This window comes from Janibacter anophelis NBRC 107843 (genome assembly GCF_001570945.1).
Taxonomy (GTDB): domain Bacteria; phylum Actinomycetota; class Actinomycetes; order Actinomycetales; family Dermatophilaceae; genus Janibacter; species Janibacter anophelis.
This window is the reverse complement of the sequence record NZ_BCSQ01000028.1, coordinates 32,816-45,438: the sequence shown is the minus strand read 5'-3', so window position 1 is coordinate 45,438 and position 12,623 is coordinate 32,816. Positions and strand designations below refer to the sequence as shown.

The following is a 12,623-nucleotide window of genomic DNA, read 5'->3' as shown; positions in this document are numbered from 1 at the left end:
GGCGGGAGACCGGCCGCGCCCGCCTGCGCAAGTACGTCGTGACCGAGGAGCAGCAGACCACCGTCCCGGTGAGCCGTGAGGAGGTCCGGGTCGAGCGTGAGCCGATCACGGACGCCAACCGTGGCGATGCGCTGGACGGCCCGAGCATCTCCGAGGAGGAGCGCGAGGTCACCCTCCACGAGGAGCGACCCGTGGTGGAGAAGGAGACCGTCCCCGTCGAGCGCGTCCGGCTGGAGAAGGACACCGTCACCAGCGAGGAGCAGGTCGGTGACACCGTGCGCAAGGAGCAGATCGAGACCGAGGGCGTCGACGACGTCCCCGACGACCGCCGCGCCTGAGCCCGACACGACGAAGGGGGTCCGGCACCGAACGGTGCCTGACCCCCTTCGTCATGTCCGGGTGGTGCGGATCAGGCCCCGCAGGCGGGCCCGTCGGCGGCGACCGGCTCGGGCACGCCGATGCGCGGCATGCCCAGCGAGACGCCCGGCTTGGCGACCGCCCCGTCGACCCCCTTGTCCTGCAACGCCGCCCAGGCATCGCCGCCCTTCGTCCGGCGCACGGCGAAGGTGCCACCGGAGAGCGCTGAGTCGGCGACGAGGTGGTGCGGGGCGCCGTAGGTCACCCCGACGGTGACCATGTCGCCGGGACGCGGGCGGTCGGCCTCGGGCAGGTCGGCCGGCAGCGCGAAGTGGACGAGGCGGTTGTCCGGCGCGCGACCGCTCAGGCGAGCCGTCTCGCGGTCCTTGCGCCCCTCCCCCGTCGCCACGAGGACCTCGAGCTCGCGCCCCTCCTGCTCGCGGTTGCCGGCCCAGGAGATCTCCTCCTGCAGGGCGACGAGCCGCTCGTAGCGCTCCTGGACGACCTCCTTGGGCACCTGGTCGGCCATCGTCGCCGCCGGCGTGCCCGGACGGATGGAGTACTGGAAGGTGAAGGCGGAGCTGAAGCGCGACTCGCGCACGACGCGCAGCGTCTGCGCGAAGTCCTCCTCGGTCTCCCCCGGGAAGCCGACGATGATGTCGGTCGTGATCGCCGCGTCGGGGATCTGACGGCGGACGCGCTCGATGATCCCGAGGAAGCGCTCGGAGCGATAGCTGCGACGCATCGCCTTGAGCACGCGGTCAGACCCGGACTGCAGCGGCATGTGCAGGCTCGGCATGACGTTGTGCGTCTGCGCCATCGCCTCGATGACGTCGTCGGTGAAGGCTGCGGGGTGCGGGCTGGTGAACCGCACCCGCTCCAGCCCCTCGATGTCACCACAGGCGCGCAGCAACTTGCCGAAGGCGAGACGGTCGCCGAACTCCACGCCGTAGCTGTTGACGTTCTGCCCCAGCAGGGTCACCTCGATGACGCCCTGGGCGACGAGCGCCTCGACCTCGGCGAGGATCTCGCCCGGGCGGCGGTCCTTTTCCTTGCCGCGCAGGGCCGGGACGATGCAAAAGGTGCAGGTGTTGTTGCAGCCGACGGAGATCGAGGTCCAGCCCGAGTAGGCGGAGTCGCGGCGCGTCGGCAGGGTCGAGGGGAAGGTCTCGAGCGACTCGAGGATCTCGACCTGGGCCTCGGCGTTGTGCCGGGCGCGGTCGAGCAGCGCGGGCAGGGACCCGATGTTGTGCGTGCCGAAGACGACGTCGACCCAGGGAGCACGCTCGACGATCGTCGCGCGGTCCTTCTGCGCCATGCAGCCGCCCACGGCGATCTGCAGGTCGGGGTTGCGCTGCTTGAGCGGGCGCAGCTGGCCGAGGTTGCCGTAGAGCTTGTTGTCGGCGTTCTCCCGCACCGCGCAGGTGTTGAAGACGACGACGTCGGCCACCTCACCGCGGTCGGGCGCGGGCAGGCTGGCGATGTCGACGTAGCCGGCGGTCTCGAGGAGCCCGGCGAGTCGCTCGGAGTCGTGGACGTTCATCTGGCACCCGTGGGTGCGCACGTCGTAGGTCTTGGGCGTTGCAGTCATGACCCGTCAAGGGTACGTCGGACGAAGGGGGCGCCTCACCCGATGCGCGTGTACGTGATCTCGATGTCGAGCTCGCTGACCTCGGGACCGACGAACATCCCACGGAAGGGAGAGACGTCGTCGTAGTCACGACCGCGCCCGATGACGACGTGGTCGAGGCCGACCGGGCTGAGGTTCGTCGGGTCCAGCGGGTGCCAGCCGCCGTCCCACAGCTCGATCCACGCGTGGTTGCGGGCGGCCACCGTGGCCCCGCGCTCGACGACGGTGTCCTCGGCGGTGAGGTAGCCGCTGACATAGCGGGCCGGGACGCCGATGGCGCGCAGGGCCCCCAACGTCAGGTGGGCGAAGTCCTGGCACACGCCCCCGCGGCGCTCCCACACGTCGGCGGCGGTCGCCTGCCACCCGGTGATGCCGCGCTCGTAGGTGAGCTCCTCGTGCAGTCGCTGCACGAGGGCCAGCGCCGCGGCTCGCGGGGTCGGCTCGTCGGCGAGCGACTCGGCGATGGCCAGGACCTCGGCAGGCGGCTCGGTGCGCCCGGTCTGCGCGAGGTACTCGCTCAGCCGGTCGACGGTCTCGTCCTCGCGCACCGCGTCCCACCCGGTGGCCTCGGCCTCGACCGGCAGCTCCGAGCGCTCGACGGTGCTCGTCGCCTCGATCTCGAGCACCTCGTGGGGTGCCTGTGACTCCAACGCCATGACCTGGGTGCCCCAGTGGTCCTCGTAGACGTGGCTCCACGTGAGCGGGCGCACCCGTACCCGGGCCTCGAGCGTGGCCTGGCCCGGCTCGCTCACCGGGATCATCCGCAGCTCGTTGTGCGCGGCGGTGACCTCTCCTGCGTAGCGCATCGTCGTGCGGTGGACGATGCGGTGACGTCGACTGCTCATACGATCTCTCCGCTCCACTCCTGCACGGGCGCTGACATGAAGTACCGCGCACCGATCGCGTCCGAGGCCGCCATGACGGCCTCCTGGACCTCCTGCATCCGCTCCGGCAGGTCGTGCAGCACCCGGTCGGGGTTGCTGAACTCCAGCGCGGTGCGGGTCTGCCCGAGGATGCGGCGGGCCTCGTCGGAGAACCCGACGCGGTCCTTGTCCGGCGAGAGGTTGATCAACCGGTCCTCCGCCTCCTTGAGCGCCGCGATGACCGAGCGCGGGAAGCGTCGGTCGAGGGTGAGGAAGGCCGCCGCCGTGCGGTCGGTCACGACCCCGCGCATCGTGCGCAGCATCGCCTGCTGGGCGCCGCAGCTGGCCAGGACCGAACCCCAGCCGGGCCCGAGGTCGCTCGCGCCGGTGGCCACGAGGCGCGCGGTCATGTCGGCGCGCTCCAGGGCCCGGCCCAGGACCAGGAAGTCCCACGCGTCGTCGTGGCTCATCGTCGTGTCGGTCAACCCGTCGAGCAGGGCCGCGCGCTCACGCACCCACCCGAGGTGGTGCTGGGTGGCGCGACCGGGGGTGAAGGAGTTCCACCGGTGGTAGGTCGTGTTGATCGCCTCCCACATCTCGGTGGAGACCGTCTCGCGGGCGCGGCGCGCGTTTTCGCGGGCGGCGTGCCAGGAGCCCGAGACCGCGTTGGGGTTGCCGGCGTCGAAGACGAGTCGGCGACTGGTCCCCGCGTAGTCGACCTCACCGATGTCGTCGTAGCCCATGATTCCGCGCAGCACCATCGTGCACGCGGTCTGCTCGTCGGCCGCAGGGTCCTCGAGCAGCTGCAGGCGCAGGACGTCGACGATCCGGGCGGTTCCGTCGGCGCGCTCGATGTAGCGACCGATCCAGAAGAGGGAGTCGGCGATCCGGCTGAGCATCACAGCTCCTCCTCGCTCGGGTCGTGGGGGGCGCCTTGGCCTTGGCTCTGCGACTGACTCTGCGCCGGGGTCGCCTCCCGCTCGTGGGAGCCGGTGCCCGTGCCGAGGAAGATGACCTCGCGCTCGTCCTCGGCGTGCGGCAGCCGGTTGTACCGCCCGGCGAGGACCCAGGTGTCCTTGGACCCGCCGCCCTGGCTGGAGTTGACGACGAGCTGCCCCTCGGGCAGCGCGACCCTGGTGAGCCCGCCCGGGAGCACCTGCACGTCGTTGCCGTCGTTGACCGCGAAGGGCCGCAGGTCGACGTGCCGGGGACGCAGTCTGCCGTCGATGAGGGTCGGCACGGTCGAGAGCTGGACGACCGGCTGGGAGATCCACCCGCGGGGGTCCTCCTGCAGCTTCGCCCGCAGCTCGTCGAGCTCGGGGCCGGACGCGGCGGGGCCGATGACCAGGCCCTTGCCACCGGAGCCGTCGACCGGCTTGGTCACCATCTCGTCGAGGCGCCCGAGGACCTCCTGCAGGGCGTCCGGCTCGTTGAGGCGGTAGGTGTCGACGTTGGGCAGGATCGGGTCCTCGTCGAGGTAGTAGCGCGTCAGGTCCGGCACGTACGAGTAGACGAGCTTGTCGTCGGCGACGCCGTTGCCGATCGCGTTGGCGAGCGTGACCCGGCCGGCACGGACCGCGGAGATCAGGCCGGTGACACCGAGCATGGAGTCCCGGCGGAAGTGGACGGGGTCGAGGAAGTCGTCGTCGATGCGCCGGTAGATGACATCGACCCGCTCCTCGCCGTGGGTGGTGCGCATGCGCACCTCACCGCCGCGCACCACGAGGTCGCGCCCCTCGACGAGCTCGACGCCCATCATCCGCGCGAGGAGCGTGTGCTCGAAGTAGGCGCTGTTGTAGACGCCCGGGGTGAGGACGACGACGGTGGGGTCGGCCCTCCCTTCGGGCGCGGATGCGCGCAGTGCCTGCAGCAGCATGCGCGGGTAGTCGTGGACCGGGCGGATGCGCATGGTGGCGAAGGCCTCGGGGAAGGCATTGGTCATCGCGCGGCGGTTGGCGATGACGTACGAGACACCCGAGGGGACGCGCACGTTGTCCTCGAGGACGCGGAAGGCGCCCTCCTCGTCGCGGATGAGGTCGATGCCGCTGACGTGGGCCCGTACGCCGTTGGGCGGCCGCAGGCCGGTGACGGCCCGGTGGTAGTGGCTCGACGTGGAGATCAGCTTCCACGGGACGATGCCGTCCTCGACCGCACGCGGCAGCCCGCTCGCGCGGCTGTAGATGTCGTCGAGGAAGGCCTCGAGGACCTTGACCCGCTGCGCGACACCGCGCTCGACGGCCTGCCAGGCGTCGGCCTCGATGACCCGTGGGACGGCGTCGAGCGGGAAGGGCCGCTCCTCGCCCGCATGGTCGAAGGTCACGCCCTGGTCGAAGAACATGCGGGCGAGGGCGTCGGCGCGGTCCTTCAGCTCCCGAGGCTCCATGGAGCGCAGGGTGTGGTGGACCGGCTTGTACGGCTGACGGGGCTCGCCGCCCTCACCCACCATCTCGTCCCATGCCGCGCCGGGTGCGTAGGTCCCGAAGAGAGAGTCGTTGTCGGTCACGGCGCCCACACTACGCACGAGTGCCTCCCGACGGTGCACATCCGCGCCTCGGCTGCTAGACACGCGTCATGCCGTACTTGCCCGACCACGATGCCGTGGACGACGAGGACCTCGTGCTCGAGGTTATCGCCGCGCACCCCCTCGCCTCCCTCGTCACCCATGACGGCACCACGCCCGACGTCGACCTGCTCCCGCTCCTCGCCGAGCGCACCGAGCACGGGATCGAGCTCATCGGGCACGTCGCACGGGCCAACCCGCTCTGGACGTCGGGACGACACGAAGGGAGCAGCCTCGCCGTCTTTCGCGTGGCCGACCACTACATCTCCCCCACGTGGTACCCGAGCAAGGCACAGCACCATCGCACCGTGCCGACGTGGAACTACGTCGTGGTGCACGCATGGGGCCCGCTCGAGGTACACGACGACCCGCGCTGGGTCCGGGCCGCGGTCGCCCGCCTGACCAACCACATGGAGGCCGGGCGGGAGGAGCCGTGGCGGGTCGGGATGGCGCCGCGGGAGTACACCGAGGAGCAGCTGCGCCAGATCGTCGGGGTGCGCATCCCCGTGGAGCGGATGACGGCGAAGTTCAAGGTCTCGGCGCACAAGAGCGACGCCGACCGGCTCGGAGCGCGCGACGGCGTCGCGGCCGATGGGCCCGGACCCGGTGCCGGGAGCAACCGGGACCTGCTCGTCGAGTGGATGAGCCAGCCGCCGCAGCGCGGGTGATCAGTCGCGCTGGTGCTCCGGCAAGGTGTCGAGCGCCTCGTTGATCACGCGGCGGGACACCTCGCCGTCATAGCCCTTGCGGGCGAGCATGCCGGCGAGCCGACGGGTCTGCACTGCCCGGTCCAGGCCGTGCATGGAGCGCAACTTCTTCGCGACGAGCTCGTGGGCGCGGGCCCGCTCGTCCTCCGGGTCGACCTCGTCGAGGACCGCCGCGGCGACCTCGTCGTCGACCCCCTTCGCCCGCAGCTCATGGGTCAGGGCCCGTCGCGCCAGGCCCCTCCCGGCCTGCTTGGACCGGACGAAGGCCTGGGCGTACGCCTCGTCGTCGACCAGCCCGACCTGCTCGAAGCGGTCGAGCACCTCGGCCGCCACGTCGTCGGGACAGCCCTTGCGGCGCAACGCCTTGTCCAGCTCGGCGCGCGACTTGGGGGAGCCGGTGAGCAGGCGCAGGACGACCGCGCGCGCCACGGCATGGGGGTCGGCGTCGGCGTCACCCTCGCTGCTGCGGGGGTCCGGCGGTGGCGGGCCCTCCTCCTCGATGGCGGAGACCGCCGCGCGCAGCCCTTCGAGCGTGCGTGCGGCGGTCCCGGTGTCGTGCTCGCTCATCGACTCAGAAGTCGACCGGGACCTCGGCCGGGGCGTCGGCCTCCGCCTCGGGCTCGGGCTGGACACCGATGCCGAGCTTGGTCTTGATCTTGACCTCGATCTCCTCGCCGAGCTGCGGGTTGTCCTTGAGGAACTTGCGCGCGTTTTCCTTGCCCTGGCCCAGCTGGTCGCCCTCGTAGGTGTACCAGGCGCCGGCCTTGCGGATGAACCCGTGCTCGACGCCCATGTCGATCAGGCCGCCCTCCCGGGAGATGCCCTGCCCGTAGAGGATGTCGAACTCGGCCTGCTTGAACGGCGGGGAGACCTTGTTCTTCACGACCTTGACGCGGGTGCGGTTGCCGACCGGGTCGGTGCCGTCCTTGAGCGTCTCGATGCGGCGCACGTCGAGGCGGACCGAGGCGTAGAACTTCAGCGCCTTGCCACCCGTGGTCGTCTCGGGCGAGCCGAACATGACGCCGATCTTTTCGCGGAGCTGGTTGATGAAGATCGCCGTCGTACCGGAGCTGTTGAGCGCACCGGTGATCTTGCGCAGCGCCTGGCTCATCAGCCGGGCCTGCAGACCCACGTGGCTGTCACCCATCTCGCCCTCGATCTCGGCGCGCGGCACGAGCGCCGCGACGGAGTCGATGACGATGATGTCGAGCGCACCCGAGCGGATGAGCATGTCGGCGATCTCGAGCGCCTGCTCACCGGTGTCGGGCTGGCTGACGAGGAGGGCGTCGGTGTCGACACCGAGCTTCTTGGCGTACTCGGGGTCGAGCGCGTGCTCGGCGTCGATGAAGGCGGCGATGCCGCCGGCGCGCTGGGCGTTGGCCACGGCGTGCAGGGCCACGGTCGTCTTACCGGAGGACTCCGGGCCGTAGACCTCGACGACCCGGCCGCGGGGCAGGCCGCCGATGCCGAGGGCCACGTCGAGCGCGATCGCACCCGTCGGGATGACCGCGATGGGCGGGCGCACGTCGTCGCCCAGGCGCATCACCGCGCCCTTGCCGTGCTGCTTCTCGATCTGGCCCATGACGTTGTCGAGGGACTTGAGCTTTTGCTCGTGGAGCTTGCTGTCGATGGCGGTGACCTCAGCCATGCCACACCTTCCTTGTCATCGTGTCGGGCGCGTCCACCGGCGACCAGGTCCACACAGTCGGACGTCTCGTGCTTGTCTGGTCAGACGCTAGGAGCCGCCACCGACAACGGTCCGCAGCTGCCGTGGGGCTGTGGACACCGGTGCCGTCGGTGGAGCACCTGTGGACGACGCTACCCGAACACGTGTTCGAGCCAAGGAGCGACGCGCCGACACGCCGGACGACGTGCCTCTCCCCCCTTCGCCTCAGGAGCGCAGCAGGGTCTCGATCCGCCGCGAGGTGGCCCAGATGCCGACGACGCCGAGCACGACGAGATATGCGACGTGCCACAGCACGCCCCACCCGACCTCGCCGAGCATGAGCCCCCGCTCCAGCGCGACACCGTGGTAGAGCGGGGTCGCCATGACGATCGGCTGCGCCCAGCCCGGGTAGGTGCCGAGCGGGAAGAACGTGGCCGAGAGGAGGAAGAGCGGCTGGATGACGAGCATGACCCAGTCGAAGTCGACCCACGAGCGCATGAAGGTCGTCGCGAACATGCCGACCGCCGAGAACGCGAGCCCGATGAAGACCGCCGCCGGCACCGCGAGCAGCGACCACCACGACTCGACGACCCCGACGGCCAGGGCCACGAGGTAGAAGACGAGCGCGTAGATCCCGCCCCGGATGAGCGACCAGGCGACCTCGCCGACCGCGATGTCGCGCGGCCCGAGCGGCGTCGCGAGCATCGCGTCGTAGATGCGCGCGTACTTGAGCTTGAAGAAGACGTTGAACGTCGAGTCCATGATCGCGCCGTTCATCGCCGAGCTGGCGAGCATCGCCGGCGCGACGAAGGCGGCGTAGGAGACCTCGCTCCCGCCGTCGGTCACGACGAAGGGCACGAGCGAGCCGACGCCGATGCCGAGCGAGAAGAGGTAGAAGACCGGCTCGGCGAAGCCCGTGACGAAGGCCGACCACTGCCGACGGAAGCTCACGACATTGCGCTCGACGACCGAGCGCCACATCGCCAGACCGGGCGTGAGGACGGCGACCGGCGCGACCCGGGTGCGCACGCTCACGTGACGAGCCTGCGGGTCATGCCGGTGCGGGCGTAGACCCAGCCGACGGCGACGAAGACGAGCAGCACGACCAGGTGCACGAGGTCGAAGGGAGCGAACCCACCGTGCGCGCACGCCCGGGCCAGCTCGACGCCGTGCCACAGCGGGGTGACCCAGGCGAGGACCTCGAGGAGCACCGGCAGCCGGTCCACGGGGAAGAAGACCCCGGAGAAGAGCATGAGCGGCGTGATGACGAGGCGGTAGACGATGTTGAAGGAGGAATCCCCCTTCGCCCGGGCCGTGAAGCCGAAGAGCGGTACCGCGAAGGCGAGCGTCACGAGGACCCCGACGGGCACGGCCAGCAGGACCCACCACGACGTGAAGCTGCCGAAGAGCGCCGCCACGAGCACGAAGGCCGCGGCCGCGATCCCACCCTGCGCCGCGACGACCGCCAGGTGCCCCAGCAGCAGGTCGCTCACGGTGAGCGGCGTCGCGAGCATCGAGTGGTACATGCGGTTCCACGTGAACAGGCCGTAGACCGGGTACGTCGACTCGCTGACGGCGGTCATCATCGCCTGCACCGCGACCATCCCGGGCGCGACGAAGAGCAGGTACGGCACGCCGTCGACACCACCGGAGGCCCCGTCGACGAGCGATCCCAGACCCAACCCCATCGCGAGGAGGAAGAGCAGCGGCGAGACGAAGCGACTGAAGAGGGAGCCCTGCCACGTGCGCTGGTAGACGACGAAGAAGTAGCCAGCGACGGCACGCACCCGCTCGGAGGGACGAAGGGGGGTTCGCTCGCCGTGGACGTGGCGGGAGACGGTCGTCATCAGTCGACCAGCGTCCGTCCGGTGAGGTGGAGGAAGACGTCCTCGAGCGTCGAGCGACGCACGATGGCGCTGATCGGCCGCAGGCCACGGGCGTGGACCGCCTCCAGGGCACCGTCGCCGTGGTCGGTGTAGAGGAGCAGCCGGTCGGGCAGCGCCTCGACGCGCTCCCCGATGCCGGCCACGAGGTCGCCGGCGGCGAGGTGGTCGTCGACCTCGAGGCGCAGCTCGAGCACCTCACGGCTGGAGTGGGTCTCGATGAGCGAGCGCGGTGAGCCCTCGGCGACGATCCGGCCGTGGTCCATGACGACGAGCCGGTCGCACAGCTGCTCGGCCTCGTCCATGTAGTGCGTGGTGATGATGAGCGTGACGCCCTGGCGCTTGAGGCGGAAGAGGCGGTCCCACAGCACGTGCCGCGCCTGCGGGTCCAGCCCGGTCGTCGGCTCGTCGAGCAGGAGGATCTCAGGGTTGTTGATGAGGGAGCGGGCGATGGTCAGGCGCCGCTTCATGCCGCCCGAGAGCGGCTCGACCTTGTCCTTGCGCCGCTCGCTCAGCTGCGCGAAGTCGAGCAGCTCGTCGGTGCGCTCCCGGATGACCGACCTCGGCAGCCCGAAGTAGCGCCCGTAGACGTGGAGATTTTCCTCGACGGTGATCTCCTCGTCGAGGTTGTCCTGCTGCGGGCAGTTGCCCAGGCGGGCGCGCACGGCGGCGCCGTCGGTCACCGGGTCGAGCCCGAAGATGCTCAGCTCGCCGCCGCTCGGGGGTGAGGTGGCGGCCACCATCTTCATCGTCGAGGACTTGCCGGCACCGTTGGGCCCGAGGAAGCCGAAGGACTCCCCCTGCCGGACCTCGACGTCGATGCCGTCGACGGCGGTGAAGTCGCCGAAGGTCTTGGTCAGGCCTCGGGCGCGCAGCAGGATGCTCACTCGGGCACCTCGTTCGCGATCTCCGGCGGGACCTCCATCGGCGGCCGGTCGAGGCCGAGCCGGCGGTGCGGCGGGACGTCGAGGTCCTCGCACAGGGCCTCCCACACCAGGCGCGGGGACTCCCCTTCGTCCAGCGCGGCGGTGACCGTGCGGTCGCCGAGGGCCTGCACGACGTGCCCGCGCGCGAGCGTGTGGGCATAGGCCTGCCCGAACTCGTCCTCCATGAGGGTCCAGAAGTGACTCAGCCGCACGCCCTGCAGTGTAGGTGTCGCCCCCGACGGGCATACTGCAGCCACGACGACCAAGGAGGGCGCCCGATGGTGCAGACGACCCGGTGGCGCATGCCCGCCGAGTGGACCGACCACGAGCGCACGTGGATGGCATGGCCGACCTCCGGGTACACCCTGGGCGACACCCCCGCCGAGGTCGAGACCGCGCGCCGCACGTGGGCCGCGGTGGCGCGGGCGATCGCCGGCTTCGAGCCCGTGACGCTCGTCGTGCCGCCGAACGACCTCCACCTGTGCCGCGAGTACATCGGCAACGACACCCCCCACCCGATCGACATCGTCATCGCCGACCTCGACGACGCCTGGATGCGCGACATCGGCCCGAGCTTCGTGCTGGCCCCCGACGGCGAGCTCGGCGCGGTCGACTGGATCTTCAACGGCTGGGGCGGGCAGGACTGGGCCACATGGGGTTTCGACGCCCGTGTCGCGACGCACGTGGCCGACGCGGCCGGGGCGCACCACCTCCTTTCGTCCATCGTCAACGAAGGGGGCGGACTGCACGTCGACGGCGAGGGCACCGTCCTGCTCACCGAGACCGTGCAGCTCGACCCGGGACGCAACCCCGGAGCGACGAAGGGGGACATCGAGGCCGAGGTAGGACGGCTGCTGGGCGTCGACACCTTCGTCTGGCTGCCGCGCGGCCTCACCCGCGACTATGACGAGTTCGGCACCCGGGGGCACGTCGACATCGTCGCGACCTTCACCGCGCCGGGGCACGTGCTGCTGCACTGGCAGGAGGACGAGGCGCACCCCGACCACGCGGTCTCGCGCGAGATCGAGCAGGTGCTCCTGGCCGCCCACGACGCCGCGGGTCGGCAGCTGCAGGTCACGCGCATACCCGCGCCCCGGACGCTCACCGACGACGAGGGCCCCGTCGACTGGTCCTACGTCAACCACCTCGTGTGCAACAGCGGCGTGGTCGCCTGCGTCTTCGACGACCCCCACGACGAGCGCGCGCTGGAGGTGCTGCGCGAGGTCTACCCCGGTCGCCGGGTCGTCGGCGTCGACGCCCGCCCGCTCTTCGACCGCGGTGGCGGGATCCACTGCATCACCCAGCAGCAGCCGGAGTCGGCATGAGCTTCGCCTCCTTCGTCCGCGGCCGGGCCGACCTGCTCGCCTACGTCCCGCTCGCGGTGGTGACGACCGCTGCCGACGTCCTCGGGCGAGACCGTACTCACGCGGTGAGCAAGGTGGCGCTGGCCCCGACGCTCGCCGCCGCGCTGCTCGCCACCCGCACGCAGCGCTGCCCCAAGCGCACCGGAACCCTCCTCGCCGCACTCGTGGGCTCGACCGTCGGCGACTGGTACATGTACCGCTCCAGCCGCAGCGACGGTGACGCGGCACGATCGCTGATGCGACGGGGGGCGAGCGCGTTCGGCGTGCAGCAGGTCGGACTCATCGGGCTGCTCCTGCACGACGGGGCGCGCCCGCGGCCGGTGCCGTCGGCCGTCGCCGCTACCACGCTCGCGGGTCTGGCCGTCCTCGACGCCGACGGCGGCGCCCCCGACCCGGTGCTCACCGGGTACGGACTGCTGCTCGGCTCGATGTCGGCCCTGGCGATGGGTGATGGCCAGCGAGCGCGCAACGGTCGGGCCGTCGCCCTGGGCGGCGCGCTCTTCCTCGTCTCGGACGCGGCGATCATCCTCGGGCAGCAGTACGCGAGCACCCCTCGGGCACAGGCGATCTCGTCAGGGGTCATCCTCTCGACCTACACCGCGGCCCTCGCGCTGCTCGTCCACGGGCTGCGTGACGAGGGCTGAGCCTGCCTGTGGATGACCGGCGG

14 protein-coding genes are annotated in these 12,623 nt (G+C 71.0%); 4 read left to right on the top strand and 10 right to left on the bottom strand.

Features of this window, described 5'->3' with window-relative positions; genetic code table 11:
* The coding region (locus tag JAN01S_RS09210) for a YsnF/AvaK domain-containing protein (RefSeq protein ID WP_157075681.1) at nucleotides 1–338 on the top strand (338 nt) is incomplete at its 5' end.
* A 71-nt stretch (nucleotides 339–409) separates the two neighbouring features.
* Here the strand turns inward: JAN01S_RS09210 and miaB are convergent.
* Genes miaB through JAN01S_RS09190 form a run of 4 tightly spaced genes read right to left on the bottom strand, consistent with a single transcriptional unit; the run spans nucleotide 410 to nucleotide 5,296 of the window.
* Nucleotides 410–1,948 (bottom strand): tRNA (N6-isopentenyl adenosine(37)-C2)-methylthiotransferase MiaB, encoded by a 1,539-nt coding sequence (gene miaB, locus JAN01S_RS09205; protein WP_068316981.1) that lies wholly within the window; start codon nucleotides 1,946–1,948, stop codon nucleotides 410–412.
* Between the two features lie 35 nt (nucleotides 1,949–1,983).
* Entirely contained in the window at nucleotides 1,984–2,832 is an 849-nt protein-coding gene (locus tag JAN01S_RS09200; RefSeq protein WP_068316978.1) for a transglutaminase family protein, read from the bottom strand.
* Nucleotides 2,829–3,749: an alpha-E domain-containing protein gene (locus tag JAN01S_RS09195; RefSeq protein ID WP_068316996.1), complete on the bottom strand. Its 921-nt coding sequence runs from the start codon at nucleotides 3,747–3,749 to the stop codon at nucleotides 2,829–2,831. The genes JAN01S_RS09200 and JAN01S_RS09195 overlap by 4 nt, the downstream gene beginning before the upstream one ends.
* Nucleotides 3,749–5,296, bottom strand: coding sequence for a circularly permuted type 2 ATP-grasp protein (locus tag JAN01S_RS09190; protein ID WP_084360135.1), 1,548 nt, complete (start codon nucleotides 5,294–5,296; stop codon nucleotides 3,749–3,751). Before JAN01S_RS09190 ends, JAN01S_RS09195 begins: the two co-directional genes overlap by 1 nt.
* Nucleotides 5,297–5,421: 125 nt before the next feature.
* Between JAN01S_RS09190 and JAN01S_RS09185 the strand changes: the two genes are divergently transcribed.
* Nucleotides 5,422–6,078, top strand: coding sequence for an FMN-binding negative transcriptional regulator (locus tag JAN01S_RS09185; RefSeq protein ID WP_084360132.1), 657 nt, complete (start codon nucleotides 5,422–5,424; stop codon nucleotides 6,076–6,078).
* Here JAN01S_RS09185 and JAN01S_RS09180 read toward each other — a convergent pair whose 3' ends face one another.
* The 6 genes from JAN01S_RS09180 to JAN01S_RS17125 form a co-directional block, all read right to left on the bottom strand.
* Nucleotides 6,079–6,684 (bottom strand): regulatory protein RecX, encoded by a 606-nt coding sequence (locus JAN01S_RS09180; protein ID WP_084360131.1) that lies wholly within the window; start codon nucleotides 6,682–6,684, stop codon nucleotides 6,079–6,081.
* A gap of 4 nt (nucleotides 6,685–6,688) precedes the next feature.
* Complete coding sequence (gene recA, locus JAN01S_RS09175) at nucleotides 6,689–7,765, bottom strand: recombinase RecA (RefSeq protein WP_068316974.1); 1,077 nt, start codon at nucleotides 7,763–7,765, stop codon at nucleotides 6,689–6,691.
* 243 nt (nucleotides 7,766–8,008) lie between these two features.
* A complete protein-coding gene (locus tag JAN01S_RS09170) occupies nucleotides 8,009–8,818 on the bottom strand; it encodes an ABC transporter permease (protein WP_068316971.1) in 810 nt (269 codons plus the stop codon).
* Complete coding sequence (locus JAN01S_RS09165) at nucleotides 8,815–9,630, bottom strand: ABC transporter permease (protein WP_068316969.1); 816 nt, start codon at nucleotides 9,628–9,630, stop codon at nucleotides 8,815–8,817. Before JAN01S_RS09165 ends, JAN01S_RS09170 begins: the two co-directional genes overlap by 4 nt.
* Nucleotides 9,630–10,553, bottom strand: a complete 924-nt coding sequence (locus JAN01S_RS09160; RefSeq protein WP_068316967.1) for an ABC transporter ATP-binding protein — start codon at nucleotides 10,551–10,553, stop codon at nucleotides 9,630–9,632. Before JAN01S_RS09160 ends, JAN01S_RS09165 begins: the two co-directional genes overlap by 1 nt.
* A complete protein-coding gene (locus tag JAN01S_RS17125; RefSeq protein WP_169797199.1) occupies nucleotides 10,550–10,804 on the bottom strand; it encodes a DUF3046 domain-containing protein in 255 nt (84 codons plus the stop codon). Before JAN01S_RS17125 ends, JAN01S_RS09160 begins: the two co-directional genes overlap by 4 nt.
* 66 nt (nucleotides 10,805–10,870) lie before the next feature.
* Between JAN01S_RS17125 and JAN01S_RS09150 the strand changes: the two genes are divergently transcribed.
* Together JAN01S_RS09150 and JAN01S_RS09145 are read left to right on the top strand one after the other, a co-directional pair.
* On the top strand, nucleotides 10,871–11,917 hold the full coding sequence (locus tag JAN01S_RS09150; protein WP_068316962.1) for an agmatine deiminase family protein: 1,047 nt from the start codon (nucleotides 10,871–10,873) through the stop codon (nucleotides 11,915–11,917).
* On the top strand, nucleotides 11,914–12,600 hold the full coding sequence (locus JAN01S_RS09145; protein WP_068316960.1) for a lysoplasmalogenase family protein: 687 nt from the start codon (nucleotides 11,914–11,916) through the stop codon (nucleotides 12,598–12,600). Before JAN01S_RS09150 ends, JAN01S_RS09145 begins: the two co-directional genes overlap by 4 nt.
* Nucleotides 12,601–12,623: the final 23 nt, after the last annotated feature.

Bases quoted from the DNA above. Each gene is read 5' to 3' on its own strand.
- miaB (WP_068316981.1), bottom strand. From the start codon at position 1,948: ATGACTGCAACGCCCAAGACCTACGACGTGCGCACCCACGGGTGCCAG.
- JAN01S_RS09200 (WP_068316978.1), bottom strand. From the start codon at position 2,832: ATGAGCAGTCGACGTCACCGCATCGTCCACCGCACGACGATGCGCTAC.
- JAN01S_RS09195 (WP_068316996.1), bottom strand. From the start codon at position 3,749: ATGCTCAGCCGGATCGCCGACTCCCTCTTCTGGATCGGTCGCTACATC.
- JAN01S_RS09190 (WP_084360135.1), bottom strand. From the start codon at position 5,296: ATGGTGGGTGAGGGCGGCGAGCCCCGTCAGCCGTACAAGCCGGTCCAC.
- JAN01S_RS09185 (WP_084360132.1), top strand. From the start codon at position 5,422: ATGCCGTACTTGCCCGACCACGATGCCGTGGACGACGAGGACCTCGTG.
- JAN01S_RS09180 (WP_084360131.1), bottom strand. From the start codon at position 6,684: ATGAGCGAGCACGACACCGGGACCGCCGCACGCACGCTCGAAGGGCTG.
- recA (WP_068316974.1), bottom strand. From the start codon at position 7,765: ATGGCTGAGGTCACCGCCATCGACAGCAAGCTCCACGAGCAAAAGCTC.
- JAN01S_RS09165 (WP_068316969.1), bottom strand. From the start codon at position 9,630: ATGACGACCGTCTCCCGCCACGTCCACGGCGAGCGAACCCCCCTTCGT.
- JAN01S_RS09150 (WP_068316962.1), top strand. From the start codon at position 10,871: ATGGTGCAGACGACCCGGTGGCGCATGCCCGCCGAGTGGACCGACCAC.
- JAN01S_RS09145 (WP_068316960.1), top strand. From the start codon at position 11,914: ATGAGCTTCGCCTCCTTCGTCCGCGGCCGGGCCGACCTGCTCGCCTAC.